17 protein-coding genes and 1 other RNA gene are annotated in these 14,961 nt (G+C 58.0%); 11 read left to right on the top strand and 7 right to left on the bottom strand.

All coding sequences use genetic code 11. The features are described from left to right. Positions 1-9 precede the first annotated feature (9 nt). Entirely contained in the window at positions 10-612 is a 603-nt protein-coding gene (locus tag ACT2B1_RS13965; protein ID WP_171239788.1) for an N-acetylmuramoyl-L-alanine amidase, read from the top strand. A 122-nt stretch (positions 613-734) separates the two neighbouring features. Beyond that, positions 735-1,132: RNase P RNA component class A (gene rnpB, locus ACT2B1_RS13960), an RNA gene on the top strand. Positions 1,133-1,141: 9 nt separating this feature from the next. On the opposite strand, the gene ACT2B1_RS13955 is transcribed toward rnpB, so the two are convergent. Both ACT2B1_RS13955 and ACT2B1_RS13950 read right to left on the bottom strand, forming a co-directional pair. Next, positions 1,142-1,984 carry a DUF2182 domain-containing protein gene (locus tag ACT2B1_RS13955; RefSeq protein ID WP_171212272.1) on the bottom strand — a complete coding sequence of 281 codons (843 nt, stop codon included), beginning with the start codon at positions 1,982-1,984 and terminating at the stop codon, positions 1,142-1,144. Positions 1,985-1,996: 12 nt separating this feature from the next. After that, positions 1,997-2,632, bottom strand: coding sequence for a DUF1326 domain-containing protein (locus ACT2B1_RS13950; RefSeq protein WP_171212273.1), 636 nt, complete (start codon positions 2,630-2,632; stop codon positions 1,997-1,999). A gap of 495 nt (positions 2,633-3,127) precedes the next feature. Here ACT2B1_RS13950 and rpmG point away from each other — a divergent pair, with 495 nt between their 5' ends. Together rpmG and ACT2B1_RS13940 are read left to right on the top strand one after the other, a co-directional pair. Continuing rightward, complete coding sequence (rpmG, locus tag ACT2B1_RS13945) at positions 3,128-3,295, top strand: 50S ribosomal protein L33 (RefSeq protein WP_005630270.1); 168 nt, start codon at positions 3,128-3,130, stop codon at positions 3,293-3,295. A gap of 216 nt (positions 3,296-3,511) precedes the next feature. Beyond that, positions 3,512-4,018 (top strand): hypothetical protein, encoded by a 507-nt coding sequence (locus ACT2B1_RS13940; protein WP_171120450.1) that lies wholly within the window; start codon positions 3,512-3,514, stop codon positions 4,016-4,018. A 167-nt stretch (positions 4,019-4,185) separates the two neighbouring features. Here ACT2B1_RS13940 and ACT2B1_RS13935 read toward each other — a convergent pair whose 3' ends face one another. Continuing rightward, positions 4,186-4,962 (bottom strand): Bax inhibitor-1/YccA family protein, encoded by a 777-nt coding sequence (locus ACT2B1_RS13935; RefSeq protein WP_171120451.1) that lies wholly within the window; start codon positions 4,960-4,962, stop codon positions 4,186-4,188. Between the two features lie 181 nt (positions 4,963-5,143). Next, positions 5,144-5,272, bottom strand: a complete 129-nt coding sequence (locus ACT2B1_RS13930) for a DUF1127 domain-containing protein (protein WP_481669026.1) — start codon at positions 5,270-5,272, stop codon at positions 5,144-5,146. Positions 5,273-5,480: 208 nt separating this feature from the next. Between ACT2B1_RS13930 and ACT2B1_RS13925 the strand changes: the two genes are divergently transcribed. Beyond that, on the top strand, positions 5,481-6,362 hold the full coding sequence (locus tag ACT2B1_RS13925) for a LysR family transcriptional regulator (protein WP_171239657.1): 882 nt from the start codon (positions 5,481-5,483) through the stop codon (positions 6,360-6,362). Here the strand turns inward: ACT2B1_RS13925 and ACT2B1_RS13920 are convergent. Beyond that, positions 6,359-7,315: an NADPH:quinone oxidoreductase family protein gene (locus tag ACT2B1_RS13920; RefSeq protein WP_171239658.1), complete on the bottom strand. Its 957-nt coding sequence runs from the start codon at positions 7,313-7,315 to the stop codon at positions 6,359-6,361. The genes ACT2B1_RS13925 and ACT2B1_RS13920 overlap by 4 nt on opposite strands. 336 nt (positions 7,316-7,651) lie before the next feature. Between ACT2B1_RS13920 and ACT2B1_RS13915 the strand changes: the two genes are divergently transcribed. The 3 genes from ACT2B1_RS13915 (at position 7,652) to ACT2B1_RS13905 (ending at position 10,309) form a co-directional block, all read left to right on the top strand. Then, complete coding sequence (locus ACT2B1_RS13915; protein ID WP_171120458.1) at positions 7,652-8,023, top strand: helix-turn-helix domain-containing protein; 372 nt, start codon at positions 7,652-7,654, stop codon at positions 8,021-8,023. Positions 8,024-8,067: 44 nt separating this feature from the next. Continuing rightward, the gene (hisN, locus tag ACT2B1_RS13910) at positions 8,068-8,859 is read left to right on the top strand and encodes a histidinol-phosphatase (RefSeq protein WP_171212275.1); all 792 of its coding nucleotides are present in this window, start codon (positions 8,068-8,070) and stop codon (positions 8,857-8,859) included. Between the two features lie 115 nt (positions 8,860-8,974). After that, positions 8,975-10,309, top strand: a complete 1,335-nt coding sequence (locus tag ACT2B1_RS13905; RefSeq protein WP_481667965.1) for an 8-oxoguanine deaminase — start codon at positions 8,975-8,977, stop codon at positions 10,307-10,309. 68 nt (positions 10,310-10,377) lie between these two features. Here the strand turns inward: ACT2B1_RS13905 and guaD are convergent, their stop codons facing one another. Then, positions 10,378-11,667 (bottom strand): guanine deaminase, encoded by a 1,290-nt coding sequence (gene guaD, locus ACT2B1_RS13900; protein WP_481669025.1) that lies wholly within the window; start codon positions 11,665-11,667, stop codon positions 10,378-10,380. A gap of 140 nt (positions 11,668-11,807) precedes the next feature. On the opposite strand from guaD, the gene mgtE reads away from it, so the two are divergent. Beyond that, a complete protein-coding gene (gene mgtE, locus ACT2B1_RS13895; protein WP_171120463.1) occupies positions 11,808-13,202 on the top strand; it encodes a magnesium transporter in 1,395 nt (464 codons plus the stop codon). Next, a complete protein-coding gene (locus tag ACT2B1_RS13890) occupies positions 13,199-13,762 on the top strand; it encodes a 5-formyltetrahydrofolate cyclo-ligase (protein WP_171239661.1) in 564 nt (187 codons plus the stop codon). Before mgtE ends, ACT2B1_RS13890 begins: the two co-directional genes overlap by 4 nt. 8 nt (positions 13,763-13,770) lie before the next feature. On the opposite strand, the gene ACT2B1_RS13885 is transcribed toward ACT2B1_RS13890, so the two are convergent. Continuing rightward, a complete protein-coding gene (locus tag ACT2B1_RS13885) occupies positions 13,771-13,998 on the bottom strand; it encodes a putative hemolysin (protein ID WP_171120467.1) in 228 nt (75 codons plus the stop codon). Between the two features lie 88 nt (positions 13,999-14,086). On the opposite strand from ACT2B1_RS13885, the gene ACT2B1_RS13880 reads away from it, so the two are divergent. Then, positions 14,087-14,902: a TIGR00282 family metallophosphoesterase gene (locus ACT2B1_RS13880; RefSeq protein ID WP_481667964.1), complete on the top strand. Its 816-nt coding sequence runs from the start codon at positions 14,087-14,089 to the stop codon at positions 14,900-14,902. Positions 14,903-14,961 lie beyond the last annotated feature (59 nt).

The following is a 14,961-nucleotide window of genomic DNA, read 5'->3' as shown; positions in this document are numbered from 1 at the left end:
AAGCCGTCGATGGTGGTTATCCACTACACCGCAATGGACAGCGCGCAGGGCGCCTTAAAGCGCCTATGCGATCCGCAACACGAAGTTTCCGCCCATTTCCTGATCGGTTCAGACGGTAAACTTTGGCAGATGGTGCGCGAAAAGGATCGCGCCTGGCACGCCGGAGCAGGAGAATGGCATGGTCAGGCCGACATCAACTCCCGGTCAATCGGCATCGAACTCGATAATCGCGGCGACCACCCGTTCGCTGAGCCGCAGATGATGGTTCTTGAGCGTCTTCTGACCGCTCTTTTACACAGATGGAAGATCCCCCCCAAGGGCGTCATCGGCCATTCTGATATGGCGCCCGGCCGCAAGCTGGACCCGGGTTCCCGATTTGACTGGCAACGGCTCGAGCATCAGGGGCTAGCAAAGCCGCGCGGTAAAGGTCAGCCCCCACAGATCGCTGAAATGCAAGAGTTCATAAGCTCGGCGCGCGCGGCTGGTTTCACCGCAAACGTCGACGATGAGACACTTCTAAATACAGTTCGCCTTCGATATCGACCTTGGGCTAGGGGACCTCTGACACCCGACGACCTCACTCCGCTAATAGAGAAGACCGGATCAAGCTGATCCGCTCTTAATCTGGCCAAAAATATCCCGGGGTTGAATTGGCCGCAGGCCAAGAAGGGGCTGGCCCCTTCACGTCCTAACCCCTTGACGCCACCCAACCCAAAGCATACCCACCGCACTGCGCGGAGGGCCGGATGGCCGCTGGGGCCTAGGCCCGAGAGGAAAGTCCGGACTCCACAAGACAACGGTGCCGGGTAACGCCCGGGCGGGGCAACCCGACGGAAAGCGCCACAGAAATCAGACCGCCTGCGGCTTCGGTCAAAGGTAAGGGTGAAACGGTGGGGTAAGAGCCCACCGCGCCCCTGGTAACAGGGGCGGCACGGCAAGCCCCACCGGGAGCAATGCCAAATAGGGTCCCCGCGCGGGCCGGTCGGCGCAAGCCGATACCGCCGCTAAGCGCGTCTTGGCCGAGAGGGACCGGGTTGGCAGCTTGAGCCGCGCAGCAATGCACGGCCTAGAGGAATGGTCATCGAAGGGGGCAACCCTGGAACAAGATCCGGCTTACAGGCCCTCCGCGCGTATTTTTACTTTAAGTCCCCACAGCAATTGCGCTTCCAATCAGCCACAGACCCGCAACGATCAGGGCAATCCCGGTTGCGGGGCCTAGCCATCGCGCACGCGGCAGGAGCTTTTCCAGCCCCACATAAATAGCAATACCGACAATCCAGTAGAGGTTCATCACGCCTCCGACGAACAGCAGCAGCATCAACGCCCAGCAGCAGCCCAGACAATATGCCCCGTGCACTGCGCCCACGCGAAAGGCACCCGTTGCGCCGGGTCGGTTGTGCTCGGCCAGAAACTGGGCCGGGCTGCGGCAGTGTCGAAGACATGCGGACTTCAGACTGGACAATTGATACAGACCCGCTGCCAGCAAAACACACCCGGCAAACACCTTGGACCGGATCGTCATCATAGGACCGTCCGACAAACCAATCTGCTCCAGCCCCCATTGCCCACCAGTCGCAAGCGCGCTGAACACAGCCCAAGCGACGAGGTAGCCGCTTAGAAAAACCAGGCTGAGCCATGTCGTGCGCTTCTTATCCGGCCCCATACGCTTGATGGCGGCGTACAATAGCACGGTTGGGGCGGCGCTGGGCGTCATCATCGCGATCATCATGACCCACCACATGAGGAATATCAGGATGGTGTAGGGCAGGGACCAGACGACTGGTCCGCCCATCTGCATAGGTTCGCCAATTGGCCCGGCCATGCGGGTCATCTCGACGGCGGTCATGTTCATCCCGATGCCGACAATGGTGTACCACGCGGCCGCCAACACGATCAGGGTGACGCAAAGCAATACGACGCCGCTGTCCCGCCGCAGAACGTAATCTACTGCTCCTGCGTGCGATTGATTTGTCTCAGAGGTCATATCGGCTGGGTATCACGCGCCGATTACGCCGTGGCCAGAGATATTGAGGTGGGCCAGATGCGCGTGCGTCGCATCAAAGGTCAGGCTGATTTCCCCACCCGTGGTTTTTGTTGTCCCGGATGCGGACTCAGCGTGCCGATACTCAAAACCGTTGGGCAGTTGGATGGACGCTCGATGCGGCAGCCCGGAAACGATATGAGGGATCGGGTTCACCTCAAGATCGAAGATACCTTTTACCTTTGCATAACCCTTGCGGTCTTCGCGGGACCAATCCAACTCAATCGGAAGGTAAAGTGTTTCGTGTTTTTTCGGTGCCATCGCGCTGTAGACGTACCAGAAGGTCGCCATCTCGTCGGTGTCTTCGCCTTTCATGATGGCTTCCAAAGCAGCCCTTTGATCCGCCGAGGCGCTTTCGTCGATGATCAATTGCATCTGGCCATTGCCTTCGTGGATGGGGCCCGGCCAGTAGTAGACGCCTGCCGCGCGCAGCCCAGCCAGATCGGTGTCCCCGTAATGCCCGGATTGAATGTCATACGCGACGACCGCCTCGCAATTGCCGTGCGTCGGCAACACACTGAACTGGCACGGGCACCCGAAGTTGCAGTTGCAATTGGCCAGTTCTTCGCCCTGAATCGCCCATTCCGTCATGATGTCCCCCCAATAAAATATAGCTACAAACACCGCTGTCATTGGTGCTTGCCTGTTTTTGGTGCCTCGAAACCGAGCCGTTCGGGGGCTTCTTCGATTTTGGAACTGAGGGGAAGTTATCACGGTTAAGTGATTGCCACAAACTTTGGGGGTTTTCGCCATAAATCGTTTTATTGAGATGCCGCTTTTTCCGCGACCTCTAAGACTAAACGGATCGCCAAATCTGACATCCTGAGGGCAGGGCGCGATTCGGGCGGATACCGATCATGGATCATCGGATTTGATGCAGAAAGTGCTGCGGAGTGCGCTCCGTGCAGTTAATTCGGGTCAGATTCAGTCTTGTTTCAGCTCGCCAACCCGTCCGTCTGATGCCAATCCCGCTTAGGCTGGTTATCAGGTGCGATTGCGCTTGACATGGGCGGTGCAGGGCGTAAAAGCGCACGCTCATAGGAATTCAACCGAAAGGCCCTGCCTTTTCGGACGCAGGAGATAACCATGGCGAAGCCGACGACAATCAAGATCCGCCTGAACTCGACCGCGGGCACGGGCCACTTCTACGTGACCAAGAAGAACGCGCGCACCATGACCGAGAAGATGACCGTTCGTAAATACGATCCGGTCGCTCGGAAGCATGTCGAGTACAAGGAAGGCAAGATTAAGTAATCTGCCGTCCAGCTTGGACAAAGTTCAGGGGTCTGCTGCTGCAGGCCCCTTTTTCTTTGCAATATGATGGGGTGGTAGACAAAAAACGGACCCTCGATCGAAAAGCACGCGTTGCAACGAAGCATCAGCGGTCAGATCAATCGAATGGGGCATGGGTTGCTTTTTTGAATGGCTTGCCACTACGCTTCAACAACTCGTTCCAAAATGTTGGCCGTCATGAAAAAAATCTTGTTATCCACAATCACTGTGTTGGCCCTTGCGGCTTGTGAAGACCCTTACAACCGTCAGGGGGTCGGGTTCACGGGTATCGATGGTGAACCACGAACCTTGTCTGATGTCCCCGGAGCCGTGGCTTTCCTGCCTCGGGCAACCAACGTACCCGCAGAATTGGCCGTGTTGCCGCCGATCCGGGTGACTTCCGGTGAGACCGATCCGCAGAAACTTGCGCGGGTTGCCATTGATAATGGCGGACGCAGCGACACCAACTCGGTTGTTCTGACCGGATTGTCCACGAACATGTTCCTGAGCACTGTAAGCGTAAACGGCACGCTCTATGGCGTCCTGCGCACGGAAAACAACAGTACCCGGGTCGACAATCAAATTGGCGCAGCGTTCGGCCAGAATGCCGAACAGTTTACCGGATGCCTTGCAGCAGGTGACGTGTTCCGCAAAGGTTCGTCGCAGCGCAGCTCGGGCTTTGCGGTTCCTTTGAACTGTAGCTAAGAGCAAATCACATATAGCTGACAGAGCCTCCACCAATCGGTGGGGGCTTTTTCTTGCCCTGCTTGACGTAATGGGGGCAGTGCGCCACAGGAAAATCTTGCATCACTGGCCAAAAGAAAAGGGCGGACCCAACGGCCCGCCCCAAAAAGCCGAAGCTTGTTCGTCTGTTATTCCCGGTTGCCGAAGAGTTGCAGCAGGAACATGAACATGTTGATAAAGTCCAGATACAGGCTCAGCGCGCCCATGATCGCGGCTTTGCCCAACCATTCCTGATCGCCCGAGTGCGCCATCTGCAGGTAGGTGGTTTTGATGTTCTGCGTGTCATAGGCCGTCAGACCAGCAAAGATCAGAACGCCAATCACCGAAATTGCGAAGGCCACCGCGGAAGAGGCGATGAAGATGTTCACGATGGACGCGACGATCAGGCCGATAACGCCCATGATCAGGAACGTGCCCATTGCGGACAGGTCTTTCTTGGTGGTGTATCCGTACAGCGACAGACCGGCAAAGGCGATCGACGTGATCAGAAAGACCTGAATGATCGACTGACCGGTAAAGACCAAGAAAATCCAGCTGATAGACACACCCATGACGGCGGCGAACAAGTAAAAGACCGACTGAGCGCCCGATGCGGACAGGCGATTGATTCCGGCGCTGAAGCCAAAAACAAAGGCCAGCGGTGCAAACATGATGACCCACTTCAGGGGCGACGCGAAAAGCGTTGCGCCGAACGAGGTCAGGTATTTGTTGGCGCTTAGCTGAGCGGCGGCGGCCGACGGATCGGTTGTTGTTGCAAGACCAGCAATCGCCCAAGCCGCAGCAAAGGTGATCAGCATGCCAACGGACATTGTGCCGTAGACTTTGTTCATATGGGCGCGCAGGCCCTCATCAATCTCGGCAGCGCGAGCACCGGCCGCTGTCCGGATCGTGTCAAATTGTGCCATTAAAGGGTCTCCCTTTACTTATTCTTGTTGCGCCCTGAAATCAGTGCGCGTTCCACGCAAATATCGGCAAGTGCGAGCTACGTTTCAAGGGTTTAACACCGGAAACTGGCTAAAACACGCTACAAAAATGGCGGCCTGCTGACACGGGCCGCCATTCAGCGAAAAAAGATGCATTCTATGGTCACTTTTGCCAGAACTCCGGTGCGTCCCAAATATGACGGGTTGCCTCTGATTGGGCTTGTTCTCTTGTGATTCCAATATCCTCTAACGCCCGGTCGTCCAGTTGGCCAAGGGCGCGGCGTTGACGCATGAGCGACAGCGCGTCCCAAAGAGAAGTTACTGAAAAACGGCTGCGTGGATTGCAATTCGAAGCGAGTGTTAATTGGGTCATAGCTTATGTCCTTTCCGTGAATTTCGATGGTTTGCGTCGGTCTTATCAACTTCCTTGATTTATATGGCTCGATATGACACATTTTAAAAATGAATATTTATGAACTGATGCATAAGGAATCGTGAACATGCGAAATCTGGACATCACCACGTTGCGCTCTTTCGTGGCGGTTGCCGATCAGGGCGGTGTGACGCGGGCGGCAGGGTTTTTGCACCTGACGCAATCCGCCGTTTCCATGCAATTGAAACGTCTGGAGGAACTGCTGGGGCTTGAATTGCTGGACCGCAGCGGCAGAACGATTGCGTTGACCGCGTCTGGCGAACAGTTGCTGGCCTATGCCCGTCGCATGATCTCCCTGAATGATGAGGTGATTTCGAAGCTCACGGATCAGGCATTTGAAGGAGAAGTTGTTTTGGGTGTGCCCCATGACATCGTCTACCCGGCCATCCCTCGGGTACTGCAACGCTTCAATGCCGATTTCCCGCGCGTGCGTGTTCAGTTGGTGTCGTCCTATTCGCTGCAACTGAAGGATATGTACAAAAAGGGAGAGTGCGACCTGATCCTGACAACAGAAGCGTCTGTCGGCGATGGGGCCGAAACAATTGCCGAGCTTCCGCTGCGTTGGATAGGGGCCCCCGGCGGCTCTGCCTGGCGCAAACGCCCTTTACCCTTGGCGCTTGGTCGTCGGTGTTTGTTCCGCCCGCAAGTGATCGCGGCCTTGGACGAAGCAGAAATCCCGTGGGAGCTGTCGGTCGAAACCGAAAACGACCGCACGATCGAAGCGACGGTCAGCGCGGATCTGGCCGTTCATGCGATGCTGGACGGAACCGAAGCGGCGCATCTTGCGCAAATTGACGACGGGGGCGTTTTGCCGGAACTGCCGGCGCACATGATCAACCTCTATGGCGGTGAAGCCGGTCGCGGCGCGGTTGTTGAGGCATTGGCCTCTTTGGTTCGGCAGAATTTCCGTCTGGTTGGTGGGACGCAGTTGAAGGCAGTAGTGGGCTAGGGGGTTATCACGACTTTGCCTGTCGCGGTGCGGTCCCGCAAAAGCTGCAACCCTTTTTCGACCTCGGCCAAAGGCAGGGTGTGGCTGATGTGGGGCTTGATCCGGCCTTCAGTATGCCACCGAAACAAGGTGTCAAAGCTGTTCTGAACGATCTGGGGGCGGAATTTTAAGTATCCGCCAATGTAGAAGCCGATCACGGTCAGGTTTTTGACCAACATGTGATTTGCGGGGATTTGGGGAACATCCCCACCGGCGAAACCGATCGGAAGCAGGCGGCCCTCGGGGTTTGTCGCGCGAAACGCCGCTTTGAAAACCTCTCCGCCAATCGCGTCGTAAACAACATCTGCCCCGCCCAATTCCCGAACCCGCTCACGCAGGTCTTCCGATGCGTCGATCAGATGGTCAGCGCCAGCGGCCCGGGCCACTTCAAGCTTGTCGGCGCCGCGCGCCTGCGCGATGACCGTCGCCCCCATCAGTTTACCGATCTCGACAGCCGTCAGGCCCACGCCCCCAGCCGCACCGGTGACCAACAGCGTTTCACCGGGCTGAAGGCGCGCGCGATGGTCCAGCGCGATATGGCTTGTGCCGTAGGCAATCTGGATCGCTGCTGCGTCTTCAAAGCTCATCGAGTCGGGCAAAGAAATCGCGCGAGCGGCGTCGAAAACACCGAACTCAGCCAGTCCGCCTTGGCCAGAATACACCGCCACGCGATCTCCGGGGCACAGATGCGTGACGTCTGCGCCCAGTGAATCTACGACACCTGCGATTTCCATGCCCTGAGTGAACGGCGCATCAGGTGTGTCCTGATACGTGCCTTTCTGCATCAGAAGGTCGGCAAAATTCAAACCACAGGCCTTGATCCGGATGCGTATTTCGCCGGGGCCGGGTTCGGGCTGGGGCAAGTTGCAAAGTTGGGCCTCAGCCCCTTTGGATTGAATTCTATAGGCCAGCATGATCACGCTCCGTATTTTATGTGCATAGATTCGTTTTGGCCTGCGAATGTCAATCGTTTACCCCACGAGACAATTGGGGCGGAAATCTCAATATTGAACATTATATGTAATAAGTGCACGTGCAGGCTTTGGTGGACCCGTACAACCATAAACCTTTGTTACCGGACGAAGATTTAACCTTCTTGAAAAAATAACCAAAAGAAGCAATATTGCGCTATGGTGCTGATTTGGGGGCATGATCCAAATTAGGGAGTGGTTAAGCACAGCTCACTAGTGATGCGGCAGTGAAAGCGGTCGCGCGCCCCCTGTGGTTGTGTGTAGGAGAGGAGAATACCAATGACTCATCACGTCGATGTCCATGTGGGCAAACGCGTCCGGCATCGCCGCTGGCTGATAGGCATGACCCAGCAGCAGCTGGCGCAGCAGGTTGGTATTAAGTTTCAACAGATCCAAAAATACGAGACCGGCGCCAATCGGATCAGCGCCTCTCGTCTGTGGGATATTGCCGAAGCATTGGATGTTCCCGTCAGTTTTTTCTTTGAAGGTCTGGAAGAGACCGAGAAAGACACAGCCGGCAAGAAGTCTGTTCCTGCCGATCTGATGGGCGACAAAGAAGCGCTGGATCTGGTCCGGTCCTATTACGCGATCCCCGAAAATCAGCGCCGCCGTTTGTTCGAACTGGCGCGTGTCCTAAGCGATGTCGCGTAATTTGCCGGGTTGACTTCGGTGCGTGCGGGCCGCACGGGTAGCGCATGCAAAAAACTTCGCTGAATGACTTGGAAGTCGCTGAAGAAATGGCCGATGCAGCACGCGAGGCCATTCTTCCTTATTTCAGGCAATCCAACCTGGAAACATCCAATAAACTGTCTGGTGGGTTCGATCCCGTCACCATTGCCGACCGAGAGGCTGAAAAAGCCATGCGCGAAGTTCTTGCCCGTCACCGGCCCGATGACGGCATTTTCGGCGAGGAATTCGGACAGGTCCAAGGCAGCACAGGTCGCACGTGGGTTCTTGACCCGATCGACGGTACGCGGGGGTTCATCAGTGGCACGCCGACCTGGGGTGTTCTGATCGCGTTGAGCGGTCAGGACGGCCCGATAATGGGCGTCATTGACCAGCCCTATATCGGTGAAAGGTTTTTGGGTTCCGCAGATATCGCTCAGGCGGTCGGGCCGACTGGGACGATGCAGCTCAGCACGCGGTCGACGCGCACTTTAGATGAAGCGATTCTGTTCACGACGTTCCCCGAAGTCGGATCTTTGCAGGATCGTGCAGGGTTCGAGGCCGTCGCACAACACGTGCGCCTGACCCGGTACGGCATGGATTGCTACGCTTATGCCTTGCTGGCCGCTGGTCAGGTTGACCTGGTGATCGAGTCGGGTCTGAACGCCTATGACATCCAAGCCCCAATTGCGGTGATCCAGGCCGCAGGCGGTATTGTCACCGACTGGCAAGGCGGCGCTGCCCATAATGGTGGGCGCGCACTGGCTGCGGCAAATGCGGATGTCCATGCCGCAGCTTTGGAAATCCTGCGCAATTATTGAAACCTGTTGCCGTGGCGGAGCCGGTCGGGTAGGTTCTGCCCGGCTGGTTCTTATGCCCGTTTTCCGCCAGCCTTCGCACTCCATGCATGAAACGGGCTTGTGCAAGGAGGGCGAAATGACCGAAATCCTTATCAAAAATGCCGACACAATCCTGACAATGGATGACACGCGCCAAGAGCTTTCGGGCGCGGATATCCTGATCCGTGACGGCCAGATTGCCCAGGTCGGGCATGCGTTGCAGACGGGCGGCGATATCCACGATGCTTCGGGTTGCGTTGTGACCCCCGGACTGGTGAACACGCATCACCACCTGTATCAAACCCTGACGCGCGCTGTTCAGGGGGGGCAGGATGCGCTGTTGTTCGGCTGGTTGAAAACGCTCTATCCAATCTGGTCCCAGTTCGGACCGGAAGAGATGTTTGTCTCAGCACAGATTGGACTGGCAGAGCTTGCCCTGTCGGGATGCACCCTGAGCTCAGATCACCTGTACCTGTATCCGAACGGCGCCAAGCTGGACGACACCATTGCTGCGGCGGCTGAGGTCGGTATGCGGTTTCATCCCACACGCGGCGCGATGAGCATAGGTGAAAGCGAAGGTGGCCTTCCGCCGGATTCTCTGGTCGAGGCCGAACCCGCCATTCTCGAGGACATGATCCGCGTGGTTGATACATTCCACGACCCTTCTGACGGAGCCATGTGCCGGGTGGGGCTAGCACCCTGTTCACCTTTCTCGGTCAGCCGCGACCTTATGCGGGACTCCGCGGTTCTGGCCCGCGACAAGGGTGTAATGCTTCATACACATTTGGCTGAGAACGACGAGGATATCGCTTATTCGCAGGCGCAGTTTGGCTGCCGACCGGGGCAATATGCCGAAGAACTGGGCTGGACCGGATCAGATGTCTGGCACGCCCACTGCGTTAAGCTGGACGGGGCTGAGATCGACCTATTCGCACGTACACAAACCGGGGTGGCTCATTGCCCCTGTTCGAATTGCCGCCTTGGGTCCGGCATCGCACCAGTGCGCGCCATGCGAGATCGCGGTGTACCCGTCGGGCTCGGCGCGGATGGGTCCGCCAGCAATGATAATGGAAGTTTGGTCCTTGAGGCACGGCAGGCCATGCTGCTGCAGCGGGTCGCAAACGGGGCCGATGCTATGTCTTCGCGCGAGGCGCTGGAAATCGCCACCCGAGGCGGCGCAGATGTGCTGAACCGCCCCGATTGCGGACGGTTAGCGCCCGGCAAACGCGCCGATATTGCCATCTGGGATACGCGCGGCATCGAAAGCGCCGGCAGTTGGGACCCGGCAGCCTTGCTGCTGGCGGGGCCGATGAAGGTCAAGCACCTGTTTGTAGAAGGCCGCCAGATCGTGCGTGACGGGCAGATCACAACGCTCGACCTGCCCAGAACTATCGAAACCCAAAACCGCCTCGCCCGCGCTTTGGCAGGCTAGGTCAGGGTCCGCTCTTCATCTGGCTCAAAATATCCCCGCCGGAGGCATGGGCCGTAGGCCTATTCCCTTCAGCGCGATACGGCCCGCCCGCCGATCCAAACCTCGGCAATGGCACGGTCGTCGCCCATCATGATGGTTGGGAAAATGGCTTCCCATAGATCCTCGGCGCAGGCTTCACGCTGGGCAATCGCGGGGGTTGAGGCAAGGTCAAGTACGACCAAGTCCGCCTCCATCCCCGGTGCGACGTTGCCGATGCTGTCATCCAGCCGCAGCGAGCGGGCGGAACCGACGGTGCCCAGCCACAGCAGTTGCGCCGCGTGCAAAGGCGCGCCGCGCAGTTGGCCAATCTCGTAGGCCGAAGCCATGGTGTGCAGCATCGAAAAGCTTGACCCGCCGCCTGTATCCGTTGCCAAGCCGACGCGGTGGCCGTCCTGCATCAGGCCGGTCATGTCGAACAAGCCTGAGCCGATGAACGTGTTGGACGTCGGGCAGTGGATCAGGGCCGCATCCACTTCGCGCAGGCGATCGCGTTCGCGCGCCTCCAGATGGATGACGTGGCCGTAGACGCCGTACGATCCCAGCAGGCCGAATTTCTCATATGTATCCAGATAATCCCGCGCCTCGGGGAACAGCTCGCGAACCCATGCGATTTCGTCAGTCTGCTCGCTAAGATGGGTTTGCATCAGGCAATGCGGGTGCTCGGCCCACAGCGCACCCATCGCCTCAAGTTGTTCGGGCGTGGATGTAGGAGAGAAGCGGGGCGTGATCGCATAAGACAGGCGGTCGACTCCATGCCAGTTCTCCAGCAACGCTTGGGACTGATCATAGGCCGTCTGGGCCGTGTCCCGCAGCCCCTCGGGTGCATTGCGATCCATGCAGGTTTTGCCCGCGACCACGCGCTGATTGCGCTGCTGTGCGGCTGTGAAAAAGGCGTCGACGCTTTCGGGGTGGATGGTGCAAAAGCTGCACATCGTCGTCGTTCCATGGGCCGCCGTCAGATCGAGATAGCGGTTCGCAATCTCCGAGGCATAAGCCGGATCGCCGAACTTCATCTCCTCGGGGAAAGTATAGGTGTTCAGCCAGTCGATCAGGCGTTTGCCCCAACTGGCGATCATCGCGGTCTGGGGATAGTGCACATGCGCATCCACGAACCCAGCCATGATGACATGATTGCCGTGGTCAACCACGGCGGCCTCGGGATGTGCGGAACGCAGGCTGTCAGCATCCGCCACCGCCGAAATCCGGCCGTCTTCGATCAGAACGGCCTCGCTGATCTTGACGGCCTCGGTCGGCTCTCCTTCGAAGGGGGAACCTGTAAAGCTCAGAACACGCCCTTTCAGCAGCGTTTTTTGCGCCATTTTCATTCATCTCCGCCTGTATGGGACTGCGAAACAGCATAAGGGCGGGAAACTTGCCGGTAAATCGGCGCATTGTCATTGTTTTCCGGTAGCTGCTTCTTCTAATTAGGGGGCAATGACCGAACGGAACGGGGGCAGATATGACCACAGGCTTTGATGAACCCGTAATAGATACGCACAGCGACGAAGACGTCTATGCGCTGGATCGCAAAACCGTGGCTTCGATCCTTTACGCGGTGGATGTGGATGACCGCGACAAGTTGATCGAGTTGATGGAGCCGTTGCACCCGGCTGATATTGCGGACCTTCTTGAGCAGATCAACCCATATGATCGCGCCCGGCTGATCCGGCTTTATGACAAGGAATTCGACGGCGATATCTTGTCGGAACTCGATGAGGCCGTTCGTGAGGAGATCATCGGCATCCTCAAGCCGGACGTTCTGGCCGATGCCGTCCGCGACATGGAAAGCGACGATGTCGTTGACCTGCTCGAGGACCTTGAAGAACCGCAGCAAGAAGCCATTCTGGACGCGCTGGAGGATTCCGAGCGGATCGCGGCGGAACAGGCCCTGTCCTACCCCGAAAATTCAGCCGGTCGTCTTATGCAGCGCGAAGTCGTCATGGCGCCTGAGCATTGGACAGTGGGACAAGCCATCGATTTCATGCGAGCCAATGATGGTCTGCCCGAGCAGTTCTATCACGTCGTGCTGGTTGATCCCCGCCTGAAGCCCTCGGCTCAGGTCATGTTGGGTAAGCTTATGGCGGCGCGGCGCGACGTGCCGTTGCAGGACATCACCGAAGAGGAATTTCACACAATTCCCGTCGACCAGGATGAGGAAGACGTGGCCTATGCCTTCAACCAGTACCACCTGATCTCGGCCCCGGTTGTCGATGCTGACGGTCGGCTGGTCGGGGTCATCACAATCGACGACGCCATGGTGGTTCTGGACGAAGAGCATGAGGAAGACATCCTGCGTCTGGCGGGGGTGAGCGACGAAAGCTCGCTGTCCGACTCGGTGGCGGCAACCAGTAAGCGGCGTCTGCCGTGGCTGGCCGTGAACCTGTGCACAGCGATCTGTGCTTCGCTGGTTATCTCGCAATTCGAGGCGGCGATTGATCAATTGGTGGCGCTGGCGATCCTGATGCCGATTGTGGCGTCGATGGGCGGCAATGCCGGGACACAGTCGTTGACGGTTGCCGTGCGCGCACTGGCAACGCGCGACCTGACGCCGTCGAACGTGCTGCGGGTGATCCGTCGTGAGTTGCTGGTGGGTATGTTGAACGGCCTGTGCTTCGCCATCGTGCTGGGAACGGTCGGGATGCTGTGGTTCGATTCGCCGCTATTGGGTGTCGTGATCGGGGCCGCCTTGGTCGTGAACATGATCATCGCTGGTTTCGTTGGTACGGTAGTACCGGTGGTGCTGGACCGTCTGGGCGCTGACCCGGCGCTTGCGTCCGGCACCTTTGTGACAACCACGACGGATGTCATGGGGTTCTTCCTGTTCCTTGGACTTGCCAGCGTGGTGCTATTGTGACCGATCTGACCGAAATTAAGGCCGCAGCACGGAAAGAGGCGTTCGCCCGTCGAAAGGCCGCGTTTGATGCGCGCTTACCCGGTGCGGCCGGGCGCCTGTCCGAAGTTCTGGCGGGGCACCGGGGTGTGCCTCTGTCTGGCTATATGCCGATCCGAACCGAAATTGACCCACTTCCGGCAATGGCCGAGGCATCGGCTTATGGCCCGGTTGGTGTGCCTGTCATACAGGCCGCAGGACAGCCCTTGAAGTTCTCTCGCTGGATACCTGAGGGCACGTTGAAGGACGGGCCATTCGGGGCCAAAGTTCCCGAGGTCGATGACTATTTCGAGCCGGAAATCCTGATCGTCCCACTGGTCGCGTTTGACGCCCAAGGGGGACGACTGGGGTATGGCGGCGGCTTTTATGACCGCACGCTGGAAGGGCTGCGGGCAAAGCGGCCAACACTTGCCATTGGTTTTGCGTTCGATGCGCAACAGGCCGATCGGCTGCCTCTTGAGTCAACCGATCAACCGTTGGACATGGTCGTTACAGAAAGTCGTGTACTGACCTTTCCGTCGTGAATGGAATATTATCCCGAGTGGTTCTCGCGGAAATAATCCCAGGCATCGACTTCCTGACCGTCTGCCAGTTTGCAGATTCCGGTCTGCCCGTCGGCACCGTCACGGATTTCGTATGTTCCACCGCTTTCAACGCAGAATGTCGCTGCGGGATTTGCCAGTTCTGCTGATTGCTCAGGCACTGGGTCACAGGCGGCAAGCGGCGTCAGAATTGCAGCCAACAAAAGGAATCGGTTCATCAAGAGCTCCTTTGGAATAGGAATTTGCGGTTTATGGTGTCAGTTTAACCACTTGTGCTTGATGGATGCCACACTTAGGACGGTTTAAATGAGGATTCTGTTTTTGGGTGACGTCATGGGCCGGGCGGGACGCTCGGCCGTTCAGCAGCACTTGCCGCGTTTGCGCGACGAATGGCGGCTCGATTTTGTTGTGGTCAATGGTGAGAACGCCTCGAACGGGATGGGGCTGAGCGGGGATCACGCCAAACTGCTGCTGGATGCGGGCGCGGATTGCCTGACGTTGGGCGATCACGCGTTCGACCAGAAAGACATGCTGCAGTTCATCGAAAATGAGCCGTGCATTGTGCGCCCCGTGAACTTTGCCAAAGGCGCGCCGGGGCGGGGGCATCGTCTGTATACCGCGCCGGGGGGACGCAAGGTGCTTGTGGTGCAGGTGCTGGGGCAGGTGTTCATGAAGCGGCCCTTTGATGACCCGTTTTCGGCTGTTGAACCAATCCTGAAGTCACATCCACGTGGTGGGCAAGCTCAGGCGATCATCGTCGACATGCATTGTGAGGCGACCTCGGAAAAAATGGCGATGGGCCATTATTGCGACAAACGTGCCAGCCTTGTGGTGGGCACGCATACGCATGTGCCAACGGCGGACGCGCAGATCCTTCCGGGCGGCACAGCCTATTTGACCGATGCGGGTATGTGCGGGGATTATGACTCGGTGATCGGCATGGACAAGGTAGAACCCATGCGCCGTTTTATCACCGGAATGCCTAAGGCCAGATTTACTCCGGCCAATGGTGAGGCAACCCTCAGCGGGGTGTTCGTCGAGACCGACGATCAGAACGGGCAGGCAAAATCTGTTCAAATGGTACGCGTTGGCGGGCGGTTACAGCAGGCGGGGCCGCAGTAAGGCTTGCTCTGGCCCGCGCAATGCGGGAAACTGCGTGCCGGGCGCGTATGCCAAGCCAG

It is taken from the genome of Ruegeria sp. S263 (genome assembly GCF_056780525.1).
Note: the sequence above shows the minus strand (reverse complement) of the source record. Positions and strands in the feature narration are given on the sequence as shown.

Excerpts from the sequence above, each read along its gene's own strand:
- ACT2B1_RS13965 (WP_171239788.1), top strand. The coding sequence starts at position 10 with ATGGTGGTTATCCACTACACCGCAATGGACAGCGCGCAGGGCGCCTTA.
- ACT2B1_RS13955 (WP_171212272.1), bottom strand. The coding sequence starts at position 1,984 with ATGACCTCTGAGACAAATCAATCGCACGCAGGAGCAGTAGATTACGTT.
- ACT2B1_RS13950 (WP_171212273.1), bottom strand. The coding sequence starts at position 2,632 with ATGACGGAATGGGCGATTCAGGGCGAAGAACTGGCCAATTGCAACTGC.
- rpmG (WP_005630270.1), top strand. The coding sequence starts at position 3,128 with ATGGCGAAGCCGACGACAATCAAGATCCGCCTGAACTCGACCGCGGGC.
- ACT2B1_RS13940 (WP_171120450.1), top strand. The coding sequence starts at position 3,512 with ATGAAAAAAATCTTGTTATCCACAATCACTGTGTTGGCCCTTGCGGCT.
- ACT2B1_RS13935 (WP_171120451.1), bottom strand. The coding sequence starts at position 4,962 with ATGGCACAATTTGACACGATCCGGACAGCGGCCGGTGCTCGCGCTGCC.
- ACT2B1_RS13930 (WP_481669026.1), bottom strand. The coding sequence starts at position 5,272 with ATGCGTCAACGCCGCGCCCTTGGCCAACTGGACGACCGGGCGTTAGAG.
- ACT2B1_RS13925 (WP_171239657.1), top strand. The coding sequence starts at position 5,481 with ATGCGAAATCTGGACATCACCACGTTGCGCTCTTTCGTGGCGGTTGCC.
- ACT2B1_RS13920 (WP_171239658.1), bottom strand. The coding sequence starts at position 7,315 with ATGCTGGCCTATAGAATTCAATCCAAAGGGGCTGAGGCCCAACTTTGC.
- ACT2B1_RS13915 (WP_171120458.1), top strand. The coding sequence starts at position 7,652 with ATGACTCATCACGTCGATGTCCATGTGGGCAAACGCGTCCGGCATCGC.
- hisN (WP_171212275.1), top strand. The coding sequence starts at position 8,068 with ATGCAAAAAACTTCGCTGAATGACTTGGAAGTCGCTGAAGAAATGGCC.
- ACT2B1_RS13905 (WP_481667965.1), top strand. The coding sequence starts at position 8,975 with ATGACCGAAATCCTTATCAAAAATGCCGACACAATCCTGACAATGGAT.
- guaD (WP_481669025.1), bottom strand. The coding sequence starts at position 11,667 with ATGGCGCAAAAAACGCTGCTGAAAGGGCGTGTTCTGAGCTTTACAGGT.
- mgtE (WP_171120463.1), top strand. The coding sequence starts at position 11,808 with ATGACCACAGGCTTTGATGAACCCGTAATAGATACGCACAGCGACGAA.
- ACT2B1_RS13885 (WP_171120467.1), bottom strand. The coding sequence starts at position 13,998 with ATGAACCGATTCCTTTTGTTGGCTGCAATTCTGACGCCGCTTGCCGCC.
- ACT2B1_RS13880 (WP_481667964.1), top strand. The coding sequence starts at position 14,087 with ATGAGGATTCTGTTTTTGGGTGACGTCATGGGCCGGGCGGGACGCTCG.